The following is a 20863-nucleotide window of genomic DNA, read 5'->3' as shown; positions in this document are numbered from 1 at the left end:
GGTACTACCTCTTTGATGGGTTGAACGTGAGGGCCTTAAAGCGTTGCTGCTCATCCAGGGCCAGATGGATATCGGACGCGGGTGGCGATTCAAGCAGCCGTCGGGTGGTACGCTCGTAATGCGCCATGAAGGTAGCGAAGGCATCGCCTTCGTCCAGGTGGGCGCGGTAGCTGTCGCTGCGATTGCGGATCAGCTTTGCCTCCTGGAGCAGCCGCCAGCGCTGCACGGCGTCCCAGGATGGGGCCTGCAGGAAGAGTGAGCGGTCGAAGCGCTGGAACAGATCCTGATAGCGACCGGCCAGCTGTTCATTCACATAATGCCGCCAGAGCCCGCTCGGATCCTGTTCAGCCTCCAGGCTGTTGACCGGTGTGTCGAGCTCACGCTCGTCGACGGCCTGGGCGCCCAGGCACCAGCCCTCCAGCAGGATAATGCCGGGGCGCCCCTGGAAGCTGTGCCACTGGGACTCGGGCAGCCGGTCATCCGCGCTTTTGTCGAAGAGTGGCAGGGGCGTGCGGGTATCATGGCTGGCACCGTGCAGCCTCTCCACACATTCCAGCAGCCCCTCGATGTCGTGGGTGCCGGGAACCCCACGGGTCGCCAGCAGTGGGTGCACGGTGTCCGCAAGTTCGCGGCGGGAATGCCGGCTCAGGTAGAAGTCGTCCAGGCTGAGCACGCAGGAGGAGACGGCAAAGCAGTGGTGTAGAACCAGCCTCAGTGCCCGTGCCAGGGTGGTCTTGCCGCTGCCCTGGCTGCCACCAATGGCCATGACCAGTGGGCGGCCAAGCCGGCGCCGGTCGGTGAGCAGCCACGCGGCCATGGGGATGACCAGGCGCGGGAAAACACTCATCCACCCCTGGGGGAGCTGTTCAGCGGCGAGGAACCGCTGCAGCGCCAGCACCGCATGCTGGCGAGCCTCGGTGATGCTCCGGGTCGGGAGAGGGGTATCGTCGGGCCAGCTGGCCTCCGGAAAGATGACCGTCCCTGGTCTGTGTTCTCTGCCTGCCGTGTGTTCCGCCATGCGCCAGCCTGTGTTTCCGCTCAGAGGTTGCGTTCGCCGCGGCGATAGACGTTTTCGTACACGTGGTTGGTCGCCTCGACAAAACCGTCAATGCTGCCACAGTCAAAACGCCGGCCCCGGAATTGGTAGGCAAGAACACAGCCGTTCTTTGCCTGTTCCAGCAGGGCGTCTGTGATCTGGATTTCGCCGCCCTTGCCAGGCTTGGTCCGCTCCAGGATGTCGAAAATATCCGGCGTCAGGATGTAGCGCCCGATGATGGCCAGGTTTGAGGGGGCCTGATCTTTTGGTGGCTTTTCCACCATGTCGGTGATCCGGTACAGACCGTCCTTCATGGTTTCGCCCTCGATGACCCCGTACTTGTGGGTTTCGTCCTCGGGCACTTCCTCGATGGCCACGATGCTGCACCGGAACTGGTTGTAGAGCTTGACCATCTGGGCCATGACACCGTCGTCATTGTCCCCGGCAACACAGAAGTCATCCGCCAGGATGACCCCGAATGGATTGTCACCGATCAGGTTGCGGCCGGTGAGGATGGCGTGGCCCAGGCCCTTCATCTCGTTCTGCCGAGTAAAGGCGAAGCGGTGGTTCTCGATCAGGTTGCGGATGCCCTTGAGGTTATCTTCCTTGCCGGTACCCGCGATCTGATGTTCCAGCTCATAGCTGATGTCGAAATGGTCTTCGATGGCACGCTTGCCACGGCCTGTGACGAAGCCGATATCCTGAATGCCCGCCTCCGAGGCCTCTTCCACCGCGTACTGCACCAGCGGTTTGTTGACGATGGGCAGGATCTCCTTGGGCATGGCCTTGGTGGCCGGGAGAAAGCGGGTGCCGTAACCGGCGACCGGGAAAAGGCATTTGCTGATCATGGCTTGCGTTCCCTGTTGTGTTTTCGCTGATGCACGGATGATTCCAGAAGCCACCAGTGTAAACAATCCGTTGCACAAAAAAGAGGGTGCTCATTGCGGTTCTTTGATTTGCGCTGCCCGCAGGGATTGCTCATGCTGTAATCATGAACCCAAACGATGCCACGCCCTTCACCCTGGTCCTTTTCGGCGCCGCAGGCGACCTGGCCCGGCGGCGGCTGGTGCCGTCCCTGTATGCGCTCTGGTGTGACGGGGCCCTGCCGGAGCACTGGCAGCTTGTGGGCGTGAGCCGCAGTGCCCGTACCCGCGATGAATGGCGCGCGGAACTCGTCGATGCGCTGGAAGGCCATGTCGCCGATGAGTTCCTGGCCCATGTGGACTATGTGTCCGCGGATGCCACGGATCCGGGCGCGCTGGGGCGTCTGCGTGGGAGTCTGGACGGGCAGCACTGCATCTTCTACCTCGCCACCCGCGCTGACCTGTACGCTGGTATCACCCAGGCGCTGGATGAGGCGGGCCTGGTCTCCGGGCGGTCCAGGATTGTGCTGGAGAAGCCCATAGGGCTGGATTACGCCTCGGCGGAAGCAATCGAGAGCAGTGTGCGGGAATGCTTCAGCGAGCGCCAGATCTTCCGCATCGACCATTACCTGGGCAAGGAAACCGTCCAGAACCTGCTGGTTCTGCGTTTTGCCAATTCCATCTTCGAGAGTCAGTGGAATCACCGTTACATCGATCACATCCAGATTACCATTGCCGAATCCGGCAGCGTGGCCGGCCGCGGTGCCTTCTATGATGAGGTTGGGGCCCTGCGGGACATGGTCCAGAACCATCTGCTGCAGCTGCTGTGCATGACGGCCATGGAACCCCCGAACACCCTTGATGCGGATGCGGTGCGCGATGAGAAAGTGAAGGTGCTGCGAGCCCTCAGGCCCATGGAAGCCGCCTCCATCGCCGAAGAGGTGGTGCGAGGGCAGTATGTCTCCGGAGCTGGCGGTGAGGCCGGCTACACGGAGGATGCCGATGTCCGTGAGAGCGCCACGGAGACCTTTGTGGCCATGCGTGTTGCCATTGATAACTGGCGCTGGGCCGGGGTGCCGTTCTACCTGCGCACAGGCAAGCGCCTGCCGGAACGCACCTGCGAGATTGTGGTCCACTTCCGGCCCGTGCCGCATTCGATTTTTCCGCAGCAGCGCGCGAGCATGGCCAACCGCCTGGTCTTCCGCCTGCAGCCGGACGAGGGCATCCAGCTTTCATTCAGCGAGAAACGCCCCGGGGCGGCCATGGACATCCGCATGTCCGAGCTCAGCCTCAACCCGCAGACCCTGAGACGGGAGCGGGCACCGGACGCCTACGAGCGGCTGCTCAGTGACGTGATCCAGGATAACCAGACGCTGTTCGTTCGCCATGATGAACTCATGGCGGCCTGGGAATGGGTGGACCCGATCCTTCAGAACTGGCGTGATTCAGGCGCCCGTCCGGAGCCTTACAGGGCGGGAACCTGGGGGCCCTCAGCAGCGACCATGCTGCTGGCCAGTGACGGACGACTCTGGGATGAAAGGGAGACAGACGATGCACCCGACGGTTGAGGCAGTTACACGGCGCATACGCGAACGCAGCGCCACCGACCGGGACCGCTACCTGGCGCTGATGGCCGGTGCCCGCCGGGACGGGCCGCAGCGCGAGACCATGAGCTGTACCAACCTGGCGCATGTGATGGCGTCCAAGCCCGATTCCGACAAGTTGATCCTGCGCCAGACGCAACGCAGTGCCAACGTCGGCATCATCTCCGCCTACAACGAGATGCTCTCCGCGCATCAGCCCTATGGAGACTTTCCGGACCAGATCCGGCGTACGGTGGCGCGGGCCGGGCATGTGGCCCAGTTCGCCGCTGGCGTGCCCGCCATGTGCGACGGTATTACCCAGGGGCAGCCGGGGATGGAGCTGTCGCTGTTCTCCCGGGACCTGATCGCCCAGGCCACCGCCATCGGGCTCAGCCATAACGTGTTCGACGGCGTGCTCTGCCTCGGCATCTGCGACAAGATCGTGCCCGGGCTGCTGACCGGCGCCCTGCGGTTTGGCCACCTGCCCACGCTCTTTGTACCGGCGGGGCCGATGCCCTCGGGCATGTCCAACGCTGAGAAATCCCGCATCCGGGAACAGCACGCGCGCGGTGAAATCAGCCGCGATGAACTGCTGGAAGCGGAGTCGCGCTCCTATCATTCGCCGGGCACCTGCACCTTTTACGGTACCGCCAACTCCAACCAGGTGCTGATGGAGGTCATGGGCCTGCAGTTGCCAGGGTCCTCTTTTATAAACCCGGGTACGGACCTGCGCGAGGCCTTCACCCAGGCCGCGAGCCGTCGGATCACCGAGGTCACCGACCTGGGGAACGACTATCGTCCCCTGTCGCAGGTGGTCTCGGAGAAGACGCTGGTCAACGCCATGGTGGCGCTGCTGGCCACCGGCGGTTCCACCAACCACAGCATCCACCTGGTGGCCATCGGGCGCGCGGCCGGCATCCGTATCGACTGGGAGGACTTCCACGAGCTCTCGCGGGTGGTGCCTCTGCTGTGCCGCCTTTATCCCAACGGTGAGTCGGACATCAACGACTTTGACCGTGCCGGTGGTGTGCCCTTCCTGGTGCGGGAGCTGCTGGGCGCAGGGCTGATGCACGAGGATGTGAGCGTGATGTTTGGCGACTCCATCCACGACTACACCCGCCCGCTCGGCCTCGATGGGGCGGGGCGCCTGGTCCAGGGCGCGCCCCGCGAGGCCACCGGCGATCCCCAATGTCTGCGTTCGGCGGATGACCCCTTCCTGGCGGACAGTGGCTTTCACCGGCTGGAGGGCAACATGGGCCGGGCCATCATCAAGACATCCTCGGTGCCGGACAATCGTTGGTGCATCGAGGCGCCCGCCCGCGTCTTCGCGGATCAGCAGGCACTGATGGATGCCTACGAGGCCGGGGAGCTCACCCATGACGTCGTGGCCGTGCTTCCGGGGCAGGGGCCCGCCGCCAACGGCATGCCGGAGCTGCACAAGCTGATGCCGGTGCTCGCCAATCTGCAGAATGATGGCCTGAGGGTGGCACTGCTCACGGACGGACGTCTGTCCGGCGCCTCGGGCAAAGTGCCCAGCGCGATCCACGTGTATCCGGAAGCTGCCCGTGGCGGTGCCATCGGCCGCATCCGTGATGGCGACCGTGTCCGTATTGATGCCGCTGCCGGTAAGCTACACTGGGAGGCAGGGCGCGACCATGGCCAGCCGGTGCACTGGGGCCGGGGTAATGAAGGGCTTGGCCGTGAACTCTTTGCCGGCTTCCGGGACCAGGTCACCCACGCCGAGGCCGGCGCCACCATCTTCCGCTGGGACGATTGAGGAGCCTCCATGCCTGAGATCCGCCACTTCCTGCCGGACGACTGGCCCGGAATCTGGCCCATGCTGGAGCCGGTCTTCCGTGCCGGAGAGACTTACGCCGTCCCCACCGACATCAACGAGGACGACGCCTTCACCTTCTGGGTGGAAAAACCGGATTGCACCTACGTCGTGCTGGATGACGACGAGACCTATGTGGGCACCTATTTCCTCAAGACCAACGCGCCGGGGCCGGGCAGTCATGTCTGCAACTGTGGCTACCTGGTGGCTGAAAATGCTCGCGGGCGCGGTCTGGCGGACCTGATGTGCCAGCACTCCATGGAAGAGGCGAAGCGGATGGGCTACCGGGCGATGCAGTATAATCTGGTGGTGTCCACCAACCTGGGGGCCATCAAGGTCTGGGAGCGCAACGGCTTCGAGGTCACAGGCACCCTGCCGGGCGCATTCGAACATCCCGAGTATGGGTTTGTGGATGCACACGTCATGTACCGCTGGCTGAGCTGAACAGCCCGAGAAAGGGAGTTCCGATGACCACAACCTACGCCTTTACCCACTATGGAACGGGGTTTTCCCTCTACAGCGGCAAGACCCGGTCTTACCTGCGATACAAGGGGATCCCGTTCGAAGAGCGTCTTGCCACTCTCTCCGTGTACCGCCGGGTGCTGATCCCGAAGACAGGCGTGTCGATGATCCCGGTTCTGGAAACCCCCGAACACGACTTCATCCAGGACACCGTTGAGATCATCGACACCCTGGAGGCGCGGTTTCCCGAACGCGGCATCTACCCGAGCACACCGAAGCAGCGGCTGGTGTCGCTGCTGGTGGAACTGTACGCGGACGAATGGCTGTTGATCCCGGCCATGCACTTCCGCTGGAGTTTCCCGGAGGAGAACCGGCGGTTCATACACGGGGAATTCGGCAAGATCGTCTCGCCCTGGCTGCCCGGGCCGCTGCGGCGGCTGGCCGGCAGCCGACTGGCGAAACGCTTCTCGGGTATGCTGCCCATGCTGGGCATTACGGAAAAGACCAGCTCCGCCATCGAAAACTGGTACTACTCGGTTCTGGACCAGCTTGACGCCCACTTCGCCCAGCACCCCTACCTGTTGGGCGAACGTGCCAGCATCGGGGACTTTGGCCTGATGGCCCCACTCTACGCGCACCTTTACCGGGATCCGGCGCCCGGGCGCATCATGAAGCGCCGTGCCCCGCACCTGGTTGAATGGATCGAGCGCATGAACACCCGCAAACCCCGCGTGGGCGACTGGCTGACGGATGACCAGATACCCGAGACCCTGTATCCGCTGCTGAAGCATCAGTTCGGGAGCCAGTTTCCGGTGCTGCGCGAGACCGTGGACGCCGTGGCGAAGTGGATTGATGAGCACCCCGGGAAGAAAGTGCCCCGCAAGCTCGGCGTACACCAGTACCACCTCAGTGGGGTGGATGAGACCCGGGCCCTGATGAGCTTCCCCCAATGGAAGCTGCAGCGGCCCCTGGATTTCTATCAGGGGCTGGCGGAGGACCAGCGCGGGCCCGTGGATGAATTGCTGGATGAAGTTGGCGGCCGGGAGGCCATGAACATGACGATCCCGCGCCGGGTGCGGCGCGAGAACAACCGTCTGGTGCCGGACGACTGACGTCTCAGTGCAGCTTCATCTTGGGCTTGAAGGCCCGGTGCAGGCGGTCCGTCAGGGCCATCAGCAGCCCCCGGAACCAGCCGAAGACCGCGATCTGGTGCATCCGGTACAGCGAGATGTAGACCAGCCGTGCCAGCCGGCCTTCCACCCGCAGGCTGCCCTTGGAGGTGCCGCCCATCAGGGTGCCGACCGCGGAGTACTGGCTCAGGTTCACCAGTGACCCGTAGTCCTGGTACTGGAACGCCTTGAGTTCACGCCCCTGCATGGCCCGGCGCAGATTGCCGGCCAGGTGGTCCGCCATCTGGTGCGCGCTTTGGGCGCGTGGCGGTACGAAGCCCTGCTCCTGGGGGCAGGCCGCGCAGTCGCCCAACGCAAAAATGTTCGGGTCATCCACGGACTGCAGTGTGGCGGCGACCTTGAGCATGCGGTTGGGCTGCAGGCTCAGGCCGTCAAGGTGTTCCATCAGCGTTGGGCCCTGTACGCCGGCGGCCCAGACCATGATGTCACCGGGGATCTCGCGGCCATCCTGATCCACCAGGGCATCGTCCCGGGCTTCAGTGATCCGGGCCTCCAGCCGTACGTCCACCCCGAGCTCGCGGAGCTCCCGCAGCGTGTCCCTAGAGATCCGCTCGGGCAGGGCGGGCAGAAGACGTGGCCCGGCTTCCAGCAGGGTGATGTGAAGCATGCTGCGGTCGGCCTGGGAGAAACCGTATTCGTGTACCGTTTCCGAGGCATGCACCAGCTCGGCCGCAAGCTCTACCCCAGTGGCGCCGCCGCCCACAATGGGAATGCGGGCGCAGGCATCGGGGTCCGTGCGGCGCTGGCTGTTCACCCGCATCAGAGTGTTCAGGAAGTTCTGGTGGAAATGCTGTGCCTGCTCTGGAGAGTCCAGGAACTGGCAGTGGCGGCGCACTCCGGGAATGCCGAAGTCATTGGTGATGCTGCCGATGGCCAGTACCAGGTAGTCATAGGGAATCTGACGTTCGGGCAGTATCGTCTGGCCCTTTTCATCGAGAATGGCATTGAGCGTGATGGTCTGCGCGTCGCGGTCCAGCCCCGCGAATTCACCCAGCACAAAATGGAAACCCCGGTGGCGCGCCACGCCCCGGTAGCTGATCTGATCCACCGAGGAATCCATGGCCCCGGAGGCTACCTCGTGCAGAAGTGGCTTCCAGATGTGGGTAGGGCTACGGTCGACCAGAGTGATGCGCGCCTCACCCCGGCGCCCCATGCGGCGGCCCAGTTTGGTGGCCAGTTCCAGCCCCCCGGCACCGCCGCCAACAATGACGATCTCCGCTGTCATGACGGCTCCGCTGTGTTAATTAGTGTGCGAATCGTAACACAGCGGAGGCGGGCATCCGCAGGCCCCATTACTGGAAGTCGCTGAACGCGTGCGGTTCCGCCGCCAGCGCCAGGCACAGGCTGCCCGGCCCAATGTAGATGGTGCTGGTAATGCCCATCTGGGAAAGCAGCAATTCCACGCCATGGGCTCTGCAGGTATCACGCAACCGTTGCAGCCCGGGCAGGGCCTCAATCTCTTCCCAGCTCATGCCGCAGGAGAGTGATACATAGGGGGTGAGCAGCCCTGCCTCCACACGGGCCACGGCGTAATTCATCACCTGCTCGACCGCCGGCTCAAAACCGCGCGTCTTGGTGGCCGGTTTGCCCTCGGCGCCCTTGCCAAAGATCACAGGCGTGATGTTCAGGGCCTTGCCCAGGAAGGCCACCAGCCCGGAGACGCTGTTATCACCCCTGCGGCGGGCACGTTCGCGGATGTAGTGGAGATCCCTGGGGATCACCACGCTGTAGATCTTGTCCGTGAAGGTGTCGATCTCGTGGCGCAGCGCGTTCTTGTCCAGGTTCTGCTGCATGAGACGGATGGTGTGGGCGGCCAGCAGGCCCTGGCCAGCAAAGATCTGCTTGCTGTCGACCACCCGCATCGAGAAGTTGCCCGTTTCACCGGCAGCGTCACGCTTGCGGCGGTATTCGGCCAGCACGGTATTCATGGCGACACTGGCGTTCTCGTAGATTTTGCTTCGGGAGCGGGTGACCGTCTCGCAGATCGCCAGGTCGTAGTGGTCCACGATCTGTTCCATGAACAGTTGATGGATCTGCTCCGCCGAGAACGCTTCGGTTTCGGCATGGTGGCCCTTCTGTAGGAGCCCCTGCTCGTAGAACTCCTGGGTCAGTTTGGGGTCGTGGGTGTCGGTGTAGGTCTGGTCATCAATGTGTGCCGTTACCGGTAGAACGAAGAGCCCGTGCTCCCTGCTGAACTCATGGGGTATGTCGCACGCGGAGTCGACGATAAGCCCTGTCTTCATGGTCAGCCTCCTCAAGCCGCACTGCATTACGCGGACTTTTGTCATCCAATGTCCGATGTAACATAACCGACTGGCAAGTTTCCGTGGTGCAGTTCCGCTTTTCAAGGAACTTTGAAAAGCTAACCGAAATCGGGAACGCAATGGCCTGTGCGGCCAATCATGGTGTGGAATTTCCGGCGTGTCTTGACGCCAATGCAGTGACGCCCAATGATGAACCTCGTCATCCCAAAACCCGCAACGGAACAGGAGTGCACCTCATGAAACAGGTCACCGTCACCAGCCCTGGTGGGCTCGATAACCTCAAGGTCGCCGACCAGGCCGAACCCGGTCAGCCCGGCCCCGGCGAAATCCGCGTGCGGGTGCACGCCAACTCCCTCAACTTCCACGACTACCTGGTTGCCAATGGCGGCATCCCGACCGAAGATGGCCGCATCCCCATGTCCGACGGCGCCGGCGTGGTGGAAGCCGTGGGCGAGGGCGTTGAGGAATTCGCTGTGGGCGACAACGTCGTCTCCACCTTCTTCCCGCCCTGGCTCGATGGCGAACCCCAGGAAGGCAACTTCACCAATGTGCCCGGCGACGGCTTCGACGGCTACGCCCGCGAACAGGTGGTGCGGGCCGCGACCGCCTTCACCCGCGCTCCGGAAGGCTACAGCCACGCCGAAGCCGCCACGCTGACCACCGCCGGCCTCACCGCCTGGCGCGCGCTGACCGTGGACAACCACATCAAGGCTGGCGACACCATCCTCGTGCTCGGCACCGGTGGCGTCTCGATCTTCGCGCTGCAGTTTGCCCGTGCGATGGGTGCCAACGTCATCGCCACCTCGTCCTCCAACGAGAAGCTGGAACGCCTCAGCAAGATGGGTGCCCAGCACACCATCAACTACAAGGAAGACCCCAAGTGGGGCAAAACGGTCAAGAAGCTCACCAACGGCCACGGCGTGGACCAGGTGATTGAAGTGGGCGGCCCCGGCACCGTGGCGCAGTCCATCGAGGCCATCCGCGTGGGCGGGCTCATCTCACTGATCGGCGTACTCACCGGCAGCGGGGGCGAAGTCCCCACCGCCAAGCTCATGGCCAAGCAGGCACGCCTCCAGGGCCTGCTCGTGGGCAGCCGCCGCCACCAGATGGACATGGTCCGCGCCCTCGAAACCACCGGTATCAAGCCCGTGATCGACAGCAGCTTCAAGCTGGAGGAGATCGCGGACGCGTTCCGGCATGAGGAAGCGGGTAAGCACTTCGGGAAGATCTGTCTGGAATACTGATCCAGAAATCCGCCTTCCGCGCCGCAGCCTGGCTGCGGCGCTGCTTCCTTTCGAATTTCCCTCCTTCAGAATATGTCAGTGGGATTTCTTACGGCGAAGGACTCCCATTCCAAGTAGACCAAGACTTAGCAGCGCCATTGTGCCTGGTTCAGGAACGGAAGCACTGGGAGGAACGTCGTCTGGCTCGTCCTGATTGCCGAATATTTGTGTCCTTAATTCAACACTTCCGCTTGACCCAAAATCAGGCGATGCAAACCCGGATAAATTCTGATTTAAGACCAATGATTGGATGCCATTCTCTTCTTTTCCATTGGGACCAAAAATGTAAGGAAAAGTAAATCTTTCTCCTGAAGTAAAGCCCAACCCATATGTGGTATCTGTCTCAAGGAATAGAGACAGTGTTTCTGATTGTTTAAAGCTCATTCCGTCGTCTGAGAAGGATTTCGCCCCTTGGTACAGTAGGGTTCCACTGTTTGAATTCGGGCCTTGGTTAATATCATAGACAAAGAAATTGACCGAGGCATCGTTGTCAAGATCAAACTCAAAAGCGAAACTCTTCATTTCGGTTCTTGTATTCAATTCAAAAAACGAGATTATTCCACTCTCTGCACCATAAGTAAGTGTGTCTCCAGGTTCACTGCTGTCACTCTCAAAAAGAAGGGTAGACATCGCTATGCCAGGTAATGCTGACAGAGTCGCTATTGTCAGAAAGGCCTTTACTGTTGGTTTTATAGAAAAAAACATGGTTCTTCTCCGTCCGTGTTGTTTTCGATGACTTCATTGGAAAAATTGCAATTAATGATCCGATATAGGGTTTTTTTCAGGAAAACAGTCGGGTATCTAGGCTCCCTATGTTGCTGTCAGTCCTACATGTAAAAAATACTGACGAAAACGCGCCCTAGCGCACCTGCTACGCTGGGAGTGCCATAATGGCGAGGATGCACAAGGAGAACACTGATGGGGCCTGAACATTTCTGGTGGGGTGGATGGGGCATGTTTCCCATGATCATGCCGATCGCCATGCTCATCATCGCTTTGATCATGATCTACCTGCTCTTCGGCAGAGGGGGGCCTCGATCCCCGGGATGGGAGAATGATGAGAGACGGTCCCCGCGTTCCCGGGAGTCCGAATCGGCGATCGAGATTCTCAAGAAACGATACGCTCGAGGAGAGATCAGCCGGGAAGACTTCGAGCAGATGAGGAAAGACCTTGAGGACTAGCATGGGCTGGTTTGTCGGGGAGTGAACGCAGGGAGTGAGGAATGAAGGTCGATCAGGAGGTACTGGCGAGTGCCGAGCGGGAAGGGATTCTGGGGCCGGGGCAGGCCGAGAGACTCTGGGGTTTCCTGGCCGAGGGGCAGGCGGCGGCTGGTGAGAGGCCCCAGTTCCGGGCTGCACACCTGCTGTACTATTTCGGTGGCCTGTTGGCGATTGGCGCCGCCTCTCTGTTTCTCAATGCTGCCTGGAATCAACTCGGGCCCTGGATGGGCGCGGCGCTGGCGATTGGGTACGCGATCGGGTGCTGGCATGTGGCCGCCTGGCTGCTTGAACAACGCCGGCTGGCGATCCCGGCGGGTGTCCTCGGGGCGTTGGTTACTGTGTGCACCCCGGTTGCGATCTTCAGCCTCCAGAAGGCGTTGGGCTGGTGGCCGTCCGGCCACGATGTCTACACCGATTACCACCGCTGGGTCGACTGGCACTGGTGGTTCATGGAGCTGGGAACCCTGGTGGTGGGGACCATTGTGTTCTACCGGTTCCGTTTGCCGTTCCTGACGCTGCCGATCGCGGTAACGCTCTGGTATATCGGGATGGACCTGGCCGCGGTTGTGACCGGAGGCGAAGCGGACTGGGAACTTCGCCGCCAGTTCACTCTGTTGTTCGGGCTGGCAACGATCATGTTGGCGCTGTGGATTGATCTGCGCCAGTGTGGCCCACGTGATCAGGCCTTCTGGATCTATCTGTTCGGGCTGATCGGATTCTGGGGCGCGCTTTCGGCGACCTCCAGCGACAGTGAACTGGCCAAGCTCGGGTATTGTGCGATCAACCTTGGCTTGATCCTGGCCGGCGCCATACTGGCGCGCCGTGCATTCGTCGTGTTTGGCGGTCTGGGTGTCGCGAGTTACCTGGGGCATCTCGCCCACAACGTATTCGAGGACTCGCTGCTGTTTCCGTTTACGCTCACACTCATAGGATTGGCGGCTATTGGAGCCGGCGTCGTGTGGCAACGCAACGAAGACGCTATCGAGGGGCGACTGCAGCGGGTACGCCCGGGTCTTCTGACGCGGGCGCTGCAAGCAAGGGGTGCGGGTAACCCGCCGGGGGCGTTGTCCTAACGCAAACCAGGAAAGGAAAGAATCGCCAGAACAATGACGACGGCACCGACGAGATAGGCAATATTGTTCATGGTTGCGTCTCCTTTCCACCGATCCGAAATCGGGATGCGCCGTCTTCCATGCGGCGCTCGATGCAACGTCCTGTTCAGGCGTATCCTTTGCCTCATCTGGAGCCAGAATGGGCGTTGCCATTTGCTCCGTCTGTTCGCTGGCGCACTGAGTTGTAAAAAGAACGGCGATTGGCTCTGCCCATGTCATGGGATCTTGTCGTTTGATGGGATACCTGGGATCAGCGGAAGGGAGCAGGGAGGGCACTCTTCCAGGCGGGCGTTAGTGCATTGCGGGAAGACGGCTATGGGTCAATGTGCCTCTGGGTATTGCCTCAGAATGCGGCCTGCAGGTTCTATGAGATGATGGGTGGGGTTCAGGTAAGAACACACACGATCGCGATTGGGGGGCAGAGTTATGAGGAGATCGGGCACGAATGGACGGATCTCCTGGAAAAACAATAGACTCAAGGACTTGGAATCCATCCCTGATGTGCGTGACGGCCTGACGTACACGGAACGGATCATCCTGTATGTGCTGCAGGAGACCCAGCATGAGGTGAACGGGCGCAACGTGCCGACCGCAATGCTCTATGGCCGGGTGGTGGAATACGTCAATCTCACCGAGGCGGAGCTTCACGATTACCTGAACCGTCTGGGTGTTCAGTCAGATTGAGTGGGTCGAACCGGAAGTACCCGCCCAGTGTCTTATAGACCTCCGGTTGCTGCTCTTTGAGATGGCTGGGCCTCTGAAAGAAGGTTTCCGTCAGCACGGCAAAGAATTCCGCCGGTTCGGTTGCCCCATAAGGGTCGAGCCAGGGTTTCCGGTGATGGTGGAGGGAGTCGCGCAGGTGTTCGTAGGCGCGGGTCATGGTCTCCTGCCAGTGCCGCGCCTGTTCGCCGCTCAGGGGTGGCGCGCCGTCGGCGGTGCCGTCCAGATAATCCAGCTGGTGGGCGAACTCGTGCAGGATCACGTTGTGCGCGCCGTGTGGGTGGATTGCGCCTTCCTCGCAATCGGTCCACGCCAGGACCACCTGGCCCAGGCTGGAGGCTTCCCCGGCACGAATCTCGTTGCTTTCGCTGACCACCATGCCGTCGCTTTCCATGTCCCTGACGCGGTAACGGTCGGGGTAGACCAGGATGCTGTTGATCCCGTCAAAATCCGAGAAGTTCCGGGCAATGATCAGCAGGCAGGCGTGCCCGGCAATGGTGAGGCGTACAGTGTCGTCCACCTCAAATCCGTCGCAGCCATAGAAGGGTTTTTCCGCCAGGAACAGCTGTACGTGCTGTTCGAGCTGGCGTTTGAGCTGGGCGGGCAGCCGGCGGTATAGCGGTACCCGGGTTTTCAGTGTTTTCCGCCAGTGTTCCGGGAAGGGGTGCTGGAGCTGCCTGTTGCGCCACCAGCTGCGATAGAAGAACAGGTAGAAGATGAGTGCGCCAATCAGCGCCAGGGCGCAGAGCAGGTAGATCAGCATGGGTGGGAGTCCGCTACCTCCTGGTTCAGGGAGTGGATGCTGATGCGGGTGCCCGCCTGGCGATCCAGCATCGCCTCTGCGTCTTCCAGCCGGCCGATACCACTGAGGCCGCCGCTTCCAGCAAAATCGCAGGCTGCAGCGAGCTTGGGGCCCATGGAGCCGGCGGGCAGGTCCAGCTGGCGGGCTTCGTCCAGGGTCAGTTCGTGGATGGGGGCGGCGGTATCCTTGCCGAAATCCCGGTAGATGGCGTCCACATCGGTGAGCAGAAGCAGGGCATCGGCCCCCAGCTGGCGGGCCAGCAGGGCGCTGGCGGCATCCTTGTCGATCACGGCTTCAACGCCAATCATGCTGCCGTCATCCCGGCGCAGGATGGGAATGCCGCCACCCCCAGCGCAGATGACCACCACGCCTTGTTTCAGCAACAGCTCGAGCACCCGGGTGTCCGGGATTTCGAGGGGGCTGGGGGAGGGGACGACCCGCCGCCACTTGTCGCCGTCCTGGGCGATCTGCCAGCCAGCCGCCTCGGCGCGGGTCTCTGCTTCTTTCCTGTCGTACACGGGTCCCACGAATTTCGTGGGGTTCTGGAAGGCCGGGTCGTTCCTGTCCACCAGTACCTGGGTCAGCAGCGTGGCCACGGCCCGGTCGTGGCCCAGGGCATTCTCCAGCTCCTGTTCGATGATGTAGCCGATCATGCCTTCCGTTTCGGCGCCGAGTACATCCAGGGGGTAAGCCTCATCCGGTCTGTAGGCGGCGCCCTGAAGTGCCAGAAGTCCTACCTGCGGACCGTTGCCGTGGGTGATGACCAGCTGGTGGCCGGCGCGGACGATGCCGGCGAGTGATTCAGCGGCAACCTTAACGTTGGCCCGCTGGGCCTGGGCTGTCAGGGGTTCGCCGCGCCGCAGCAGGGCGTTGCCTCCGAGGGCTGCTACCACAAGCATGTCAGGCTCCCCTTATTCAGGTTCCAAGAGTGGCGACGAGCACCGCCTTGATGGTGTGCATCCGGTTTTCCGCCTGGTCGAACACGATGGAGGCGGAGCTCTCAAAAACCGCTTCAGTCACCTCCATGGCATCAATGCCGAACTCGCTCTGTATGTCCTTCCCAACAGTGGTTTCGGTATTGTGGAAAGCGGGCAGGCAGTGCATGAACCTTGCCCGGGGGTTGCCGGTTTTCTCCATCAGGGCGGCGTTCACCTGGTAGGGCATCAGAAGCTTGATCCGCTCCGCCCATTTCTCCTTCGGCTCCCCCATGGAGACCCACACGTCCGTGTAGACGAAGTCCACGCCCGCCACGGCGGCGTCAACATCCTCGGTGATCATGATCCTGGCACCGGTATCACCGGCAATACTCCGGGCCTCGGACTGGACGGCCTCCCCGGGCCAGCAGGCCTGGGGGGCACAGAGCCGGACATCCATGCCCATTTTGGCAGCGCCGATCAGCAGGCTGTCGCCCATGTTGTTGGCGGCATCCCCGATGAATACGAACGCCACCTCCCGCAACGGCTTCTCCACATTCTCCTGCATGGTCAGGAAATCCGCCAGGATCTGGGTTGGGTGGAATTCATTGGTCAGGCCATTGTAGACGGGCACTCCGGCATACTGGGCCAGTTGCTCAACAACCTCCTGCCCGAAGCCCCGGTATTCGATGGCGTCATAAACCCGGCCCAGAACCCGGGCGGTGTCCTTTACGGACTCCTTGTGGCCGATGTGGGTACCCGTCGGCCCCAGGTAGGTGACGCGGGCGCCTTGATCAAAGGCCGCGACCTCAAAGCCGACACGGGTCCGGGTGGAGTTTTTCTCAAAGATCAGGGCAATGTCCTTGCCCTGTAACCGGGGCACCTCGGTGCCGGCGTATTTGGCGGTTTTGAGATCGGCGGACAGTTTGAGCAGAAAACTGATCTCCCGGGGGCTGAAGTCCCGCAGGGTCAGGAAATGCTGGTTCTTGAGATTGAAAGCCATGATTCTGTTCCTTCTCGGTCAGACGGGGTCGCGTAGGGTCGGGCAGCTCATGCAGCGCCCGCCGCCCCTGCCTCGCCCCAGCTCCGCCCCGGGGATGGCGAGGACCTCGATGCCGGCGACCTGGAGCGCGGCATTGGTGTCGTCGTTGCGGTCGTAGCCAATGACCACGCCCGGGCTCAGCGCCAGCACGTTATTGCCGTCGTTCCACTGTTCCCGCTCGCGTTCGGCCGGGCTGTCACCGCCGGTGGGGATCACCTCCAGGGAGCGGTAACCCATTGCGTCCGCGACCACATCAAACAGGGGCCTGGAGTCCTGGTGAAACGACAGGTGTTTGCCGTTACTGCCGGGGCGCAGCTCATAACAGACCATTTCATCAGCGACTTCCTTGAAGCTGGTCACCACGTTGCCGCCACAGAAGGTGAACACCGTATCCAGGTGCATGGCGGAGCGGCTCCTGGGAATCTGGCAGGCAATCACGCGTTCCGCTGCTCCGCTGTCGAACAGGGCTTTGGAGAGTTGGCCGATGGCCTGCGGTGAGGACCGTTCCCCCATGCCCACCAGGACAACGCCATTGCCGACCGGCATGACGTCACCGCCTTCCAGGCTCGCCAGGGCATGGTCCTTGAGCGGATCCCCCCAGTGCACATTGACCTTGCCCGCGAATGCCGGGTGATACTGGTAGATCGCGCTCATCAACAGGGTTTCCGGTTTGCGCGCTGCCCAGTACATGGGGTTCAGGGTGACCCCGTTATAGATCCAGGCGCTGTTATCCCGGGTGAACAGGAAGTTGGGCAGCGGTGGCAGCACGAATCCGTGGCGCCCAAGGTGGTTACCAAAGAGCCCGGAAGGGTCGAAAGGAAGGTCGCCGACTTCCAGTCCGCCAATCAGGAATTCCGCCAGGGGCCGGCCGGGGAGTTCGTCCATCCACGCGCGCAGGTCGGACACCATGCCCACCCCGATATGGTTCCAGGTGATCCGGTGGTCCAGGATCCAGGCCCGTGCCTCGGGGATTTCGAGGGTTTCGGCCAGCAGTTCATTGACGTCCAGCACCTCCACGCCGCGGTCGCGCATGACCCCGGTAAAGACATCGTGGTCTTTCTGGGCCTGCTTGACCCAGAAGACGTCGTCAAACAGCAATGCATCGCAGTTGGAAGGGGTCAGCCGCCGGTGCGCCAGCCCGGGGCGGCAGACAATCACCTGCCTCAGCGTGCCGGTTTCAGAGTGAACCCCGAGAGTGTTTTCCGCCATCTCGCATGCTCCCTTGCCTTGGATTACACAAGCGCGCCGATACTGATCACGGCGGTGATGAACACCGTCAGTATCAGCAGCAGCGGCCATATGAATGCCAACCAGCGGTCGTAGGAGACGCGGCCTATGGCCAGGCCGCCAACCACCACCGCAAACGTTGGGTTGATCAGGTTTACCAGGCCGTTGGCGGACTGGTAAGCCGTCACCACCAGATCCCGTCCCACGCCGGCAAAGTCCGCCAGCGGTGCGAGGATGGGCATGGAAAGCACAGCCAGGCCGGACGAGGACGGTACAAAGAAGCTCATGCCCACCTCGATCCAGAACATCAGGTTGATGAAGGCCAGTTGCGGCAGCCCACCCAGCGTTGTCTCCGCACTGTGCAGGATGGTGTCCGCGATCATGCCCTGCTCCATGATCACCACGATACCGCGGGCCAGCCCAACCACCAGGGCGACACCCAGCAGGTCCCGTGCGCCGTCAACAAAACTGCTGGTGAGCTTTTTCTCGCCCAGCCGGGCGACGATGCCGATGACGATGGCGGAGCCAAAGAAAAGCGAGCCCATCCTGGCCATCCACCAGTCCTGGGTGGAAACCCCCCAGATCATCACAATGAACGTAAGCGCGAAAATGGCCAGGGCAATCTGCTGGGTGCGTGTGAGTTCAAAATCCTCCAGCTCATCATGGCCCTGGAGGAAAAGCTTGCGGTGGGCGTCTTTCTGCCTGGCAACCACAGAGCGGGATGGGTCGGCCTTAACCCGCCGGGCATACCGCATGACGTACGCGGCACAGATGATGAGGCCACCGACCAGCAGCACGAACCGCAGTACGATGCCGTCAGTAAAGGGAATATTGGCGGCGTTGGAGGCGATGACCGTGGCAAAGGGATTGATGGTCGATCCCAGCACGCCGATGCCGGCGCCGATGAGAATCACCGCGACTCCGGTGACGGCGTCATAGCCTGCCGAGATCATTACCGGGATCAGGATGGCGTAGAACGCCAGGGTTTCCTCGGCCATGCCGTAGGTGGTTCCCCCCAGCGCGAACAGCGTCATGAGTATGGGTATCATCCAGATCTCATGGCCTTCCAGATGGTGCATGGCGCTTCGGATGCCCGTGTCGATTGCACCGGTGGCGTTCATTACACCCAGGAAACCGCCGAGAAAGAGCACGAACAGGGCTACGTCGATGGCGTTGGCTGCATAGCTGTCGGGGTCGTAGAAGCCCGCCGTGGGCGCGAGCATCACATCGACAAAACCCTGGGGATTGGGTTCAACGGTTTCGTAAGTGCCTGGTACTGCTACTTCACGCCCGATCTCTTCATTCATGGCGCGCTCATACTGGCCCGCGGGAATGATCCAGGTGAGTGCGGCAATCAGGATGATGAGGAGAAACAGAATGGTATAGGCGGTCGGGAATCGCGTTGAGAGGTCATCTTCAGGGTTCGATGAGGGGGGCAGTTCATCAGTCATCTGGCGCCTCCTGTCCTTTGCGGCTTGCTGATGTAGATCCTCATCCCGAGTATGAACTTCCTGGGGCCACGGTAAAGTGATGATTGTCAACTCGACACAAGATCGACATCACCCCATAATCCGCTTCTTTTACGTCCACTTCCCTGTAGTCAGGAGTTCCAATGGCAGGCGCAACGGCTCTCGTGATGCTCGCTTCCCTGTGCTGGGGGCTGTCCGGCGGTATCGGCGGTATCCTTATGGCGGACGGCTGGGATGCGTTCGTGGTCTCGTTCTACCGGGGGGCGATTGGTCTTGTATTCGTCCTGGGCTGGCTGGCGATCCGCCCTGGCAACAGCGGACTGGCCAATCGCAAGCTGTGGTTCTGGTCAGCCATTGCCGGGCTGGGCGTGGCCGGCAACTTTTCGTTCTACTTCCTGAGCATCTCAGAGGGCAGTGTCGCGGTGGCCGCGACGCTGATGTACTGCGCGCCGGTGTTTGTCTACCTTCTGTCTTTCGCGCTTAAGCTGGAAAGCCCAACGCCGCTCAAATGGGCGGCCATCGTGATGGTGATGGTGGGGATTGTGCTGCTCACCCGCATCTATGACGTCAACGCGGGCGGTGTTACGGCGCTTGGCGTTGGCGCGGGGCTGCTGGCAGGGCTCTCCTATGCCATCTTCATATTCGGCTTCAAATACGCCGCGCCCCATGGCACCCCGCAGGCCATTCTCACCATCGCCTTCACGGCCCTGGTGATCATCCTTGGCGCCTTCGGGGATTCCAGCGAAATCGCCATTGCCCTGAGCACGCCGGACTGGCCCCTGTTCGTCACGCTGGGAATTCTGGGCGCGGGGCTGTCGTTCATCTTCTACATCATCGGCCTGAATCACACGGCCCCCGCCGTCGCCTCCATTGTAGCCATGGTTGAGCCGGTCACGGCCTCACTGTTCGGCGTGGTTGTCCTGGAGGAAACGCTGGTTGCGCTGCAGATTGTGGGGATGGCTCTGATCCTGGCTACGGTGACGGCGTTGAGTGTCTTTTCCGGACCCCCGGCGGCGGCGCTGCCAGAGCCCGAGGGCGGAGAAGATGGAGAGCAGGCCGATTAATCAGGCTTCCGGGTCAAGCTTCTTGGCCCGCTTCATCCCTTCGTCAGTATCACCCATCTTCCAGTAGCAGCTGCAGTACATGGCGTGCTTGTCGATGCCGCTTTCGTCCCGGAAGTAGCGGCGCATGCTGCGCATGGTGCTGAATTCGCCCGCGAACCAGGGATAGGGGGTGCCGGGCAGCCAGGGCAGGGCACGTACCCGTTCGTTCAGCAGGGCGTTAGGGCGCTCAGTGTCCGGATTCACGAGCCACCTCAGCTCGACACCCTCGGGGTGGTCGATGGCCTGTCTGTCGGCCTCGGAAAGCACCTCGATGAGAGCGTAGCCCTGCGCATTCTTCGGGAGGCGTTCAAGGTTGACGGCCAGCCCCGGTAGGGCGCTCATGTCGCCGGCCAATAGGAACCAGTCGGCGTCAGGGGCGGCCAGTTTCGGCTCACCCGGGCCACGGATGGTGATGGGGTCGCCGGGGCGCGCTCGGCTCGCCCAGGCGGAGGCGGGGCCGCCGTCGCCGTGGTCCACGAACTCCAGCATCAGTTCCTGCTGTGCCGCATCGAAGGCGCGGATGGTGTAGGAGCGCAGGGTTGGTTTGCCGCCTTCCTCTGCCGGGTCAAAAAGCAGCTTAACGTAGCCGCCCTCCTGGTCTGCCGGGAACCCCGCCAGTTCCGGCCCCTGCAGCACGATGCGGCGCATGTTCGGGGTGAGGCGGTTGTTGCTGAGTACTTCAAGATCGTATTCGGCTGGCATTGGCCTCTCTGACAGTCGGGCATTTGGGTCTGAGCT

The 20863-nt window shown here is 61.9% G+C and carries 20 protein-coding genes and 1 pseudogene; 10 read left to right on the top strand and 11 right to left on the bottom strand.

Annotated features, from left to right (window positions below):
* Positions 1 to 4: 4 nt before the first annotated feature.
* Together GLW01_RS13485 and galU are read right to left on the bottom strand one after the other, a co-directional pair.
* On the bottom strand, positions 5 to 1018 hold the full coding sequence (locus GLW01_RS13485; protein ID WP_160899369.1) for a hypothetical protein: 1014 nt from the start codon (positions 1016 to 1018) through the stop codon (positions 5 to 7).
* Between the two features lie 20 nt (positions 1019 to 1038).
* Positions 1039 to 1884 (bottom strand): UTP--glucose-1-phosphate uridylyltransferase GalU, encoded by an 846-nt coding sequence (gene galU / locus GLW01_RS13480; protein ID WP_151439157.1) that lies wholly within the window; start codon positions 1882 to 1884, stop codon positions 1039 to 1041.
* A 143-nt stretch (positions 1885 to 2027) separates the two neighbouring features.
* On the opposite strand from galU, the gene zwf reads away from it, so the two are divergent.
* Genes zwf through GLW01_RS13460 form a run of 4 tightly spaced genes read left to right on the top strand, consistent with a single transcriptional unit; the run spans position 2028 to position 6890 of the window.
* On the top strand, positions 2028 to 3467 hold the full coding sequence (gene zwf / locus GLW01_RS13475; protein WP_160899368.1) for a glucose-6-phosphate dehydrogenase: 1440 nt from the start codon (positions 2028 to 2030) through the stop codon (positions 3465 to 3467).
* Entirely contained in the window at positions 3451 to 5259 is a 1809-nt protein-coding gene (edd, locus tag GLW01_RS13470) for a phosphogluconate dehydratase (protein WP_160899367.1), read from the top strand. Before zwf ends, edd begins: the two co-directional genes overlap by 17 nt.
* A gap of 9 nt (positions 5260 to 5268) precedes the next feature.
* Positions 5269 to 5760, top strand: a complete 492-nt coding sequence (locus tag GLW01_RS13465) for a GNAT family N-acetyltransferase (protein ID WP_160899366.1) — start codon at positions 5269 to 5271, stop codon at positions 5758 to 5760.
* A 23-nt stretch (positions 5761 to 5783) separates the two neighbouring features.
* A complete protein-coding gene (locus tag GLW01_RS13460; protein ID WP_160899365.1) occupies positions 5784 to 6890 on the top strand; it encodes a glutathione S-transferase family protein in 1107 nt (368 codons plus the stop codon).
* A 4-nt stretch (positions 6891 to 6894) separates the two neighbouring features.
* Here the strand turns inward: GLW01_RS13460 and GLW01_RS13455 are convergent, their stop codons facing one another.
* Together GLW01_RS13455 and GLW01_RS13450 are read right to left on the bottom strand one after the other, a co-directional pair.
* Positions 6895 to 8193 carry an NAD(P)/FAD-dependent oxidoreductase gene (locus tag GLW01_RS13455; protein ID WP_151439164.1) on the bottom strand — a complete coding sequence of 433 codons (1299 nt, stop codon included), beginning with the start codon at positions 8191 to 8193 and terminating at the stop codon, positions 6895 to 6897.
* Between the two features lie 67 nt (positions 8194 to 8260).
* A complete protein-coding gene (locus tag GLW01_RS13450) occupies positions 8261 to 9211 on the bottom strand; it encodes a DegV family protein (protein ID WP_160899364.1) in 951 nt (316 codons plus the stop codon).
* A 257-nt stretch (positions 9212 to 9468) separates the two neighbouring features.
* Here GLW01_RS13450 and GLW01_RS13445 point away from each other — a divergent pair, with 257 nt between their 5' ends.
* Positions 9469 to 10476, top strand: a complete 1008-nt coding sequence (locus GLW01_RS13445; RefSeq protein WP_160899363.1) for a zinc-dependent alcohol dehydrogenase family protein — start codon at positions 9469 to 9471, stop codon at positions 10474 to 10476.
* Positions 10477 to 10551: 75 nt separating this feature from the next.
* On the opposite strand, the gene GLW01_RS13440 is transcribed toward GLW01_RS13445, so the two are convergent.
* Positions 10552 to 11220, bottom strand: coding sequence for a PEP-CTERM sorting domain-containing protein (locus GLW01_RS13440; RefSeq protein WP_202405736.1), 669 nt, complete (start codon positions 11218 to 11220; stop codon positions 10552 to 10554).
* Between the two features lie 213 nt (positions 11221 to 11433).
* Here GLW01_RS13440 and GLW01_RS13435 point away from each other — a divergent pair, with 213 nt between their 5' ends.
* From GLW01_RS13435 to GLW01_RS13420, 4 genes and pseudogenes are all read left to right on the top strand, one after another.
* Positions 11434 to 11697 (top strand): SHOCT domain-containing protein, encoded by a 264-nt coding sequence (locus tag GLW01_RS13435; protein WP_160899362.1) that lies wholly within the window; start codon positions 11434 to 11436, stop codon positions 11695 to 11697.
* Between the two features lie 41 nt (positions 11698 to 11738).
* Entirely contained in the window at positions 11739 to 12809 is a 1071-nt protein-coding gene (locus tag GLW01_RS13430; RefSeq protein WP_202405735.1) for a DUF2157 domain-containing protein, read from the top strand.
* A 302-nt stretch (positions 12810 to 13111) separates the two neighbouring features.
* Positions 13112 to 13321 (top strand): annotated as a pseudogene (locus tag GLW01_RS15860) (hypothetical protein); the annotation flags it as partial.
* A gap of 10 nt (positions 13322 to 13331) precedes the next feature.
* Positions 13332 to 13532, top strand: coding sequence for a hypothetical protein (locus GLW01_RS13420; RefSeq protein WP_237416594.1), 201 nt, complete (start codon positions 13332 to 13334; stop codon positions 13530 to 13532).
* On the opposite strand, the gene GLW01_RS13415 is transcribed toward GLW01_RS13420, so the two are convergent.
* Genes GLW01_RS13415 through GLW01_RS13395 form a run of 5 tightly spaced genes read right to left on the bottom strand, consistent with a single transcriptional unit; the run spans position 13477 to position 19004 of the window.
* The gene (locus tag GLW01_RS13415; protein ID WP_160899360.1) at positions 13477 to 14331 is read right to left on the bottom strand and encodes a zinc-dependent peptidase; all 855 of its coding nucleotides are present in this window, start codon (positions 14329 to 14331) and stop codon (positions 13477 to 13479) included. The two genes, GLW01_RS13420 and GLW01_RS13415, sit on opposite strands and share 56 nt — an antisense overlap.
* Positions 14325 to 15269 (bottom strand): carbamate kinase, encoded by a 945-nt coding sequence (gene arcC / locus GLW01_RS13410; protein ID WP_160899359.1) that lies wholly within the window; start codon positions 15267 to 15269, stop codon positions 14325 to 14327. The genes GLW01_RS13415 and arcC overlap by 7 nt, the downstream gene beginning before the upstream one ends.
* 16 nt (positions 15270 to 15285) lie before the next feature.
* Positions 15286 to 16287: an ornithine carbamoyltransferase gene (gene argF / locus GLW01_RS13405; RefSeq protein ID WP_160899358.1), complete on the bottom strand. Its 1002-nt coding sequence runs from the start codon at positions 16285 to 16287 to the stop codon at positions 15286 to 15288.
* Between the two features lie 18 nt (positions 16288 to 16305).
* Positions 16306 to 17535 (bottom strand): arginine deiminase, encoded by a 1230-nt coding sequence (locus GLW01_RS13400; RefSeq protein ID WP_160899357.1) that lies wholly within the window; start codon positions 17533 to 17535, stop codon positions 16306 to 16308.
* A 23-nt stretch (positions 17536 to 17558) separates the two neighbouring features.
* Positions 17559 to 19004, bottom strand: a complete 1446-nt coding sequence (locus tag GLW01_RS13395) for a YfcC family protein (RefSeq protein WP_151439173.1) — start codon at positions 19002 to 19004, stop codon at positions 17559 to 17561.
* 161 nt (positions 19005 to 19165) lie between these two features.
* On the opposite strand from GLW01_RS13395, the gene GLW01_RS13390 reads away from it, so the two are divergent.
* A complete protein-coding gene (locus tag GLW01_RS13390) occupies positions 19166 to 20086 on the top strand; it encodes a DMT family transporter (RefSeq protein WP_151439174.1) in 921 nt (306 codons plus the stop codon).
* Here the strand turns inward: GLW01_RS13390 and GLW01_RS13385 are convergent, their stop codons facing one another.
* On the bottom strand, positions 20087 to 20827 hold the full coding sequence (locus GLW01_RS13385; RefSeq protein ID WP_160899356.1) for a siderophore-interacting protein: 741 nt from the start codon (positions 20825 to 20827) through the stop codon (positions 20087 to 20089). It abuts the gene before it with no gap.
* Between the last annotated feature and the right edge of the window lie 36 nt (positions 20828 to 20863).

The organism is Vreelandella halophila (genome assembly GCF_009856365.1).
In the GTDB taxonomy this organism is placed as follows: Bacteria; Pseudomonadota; Gammaproteobacteria; order Pseudomonadales; family Oleiphilaceae; genus Halospina; species Halospina utahensis_B.
The sequence above is the reverse complement of the archived record's forward strand: the minus strand, read 5'-3'. Positions and strand labels throughout refer to the sequence as shown.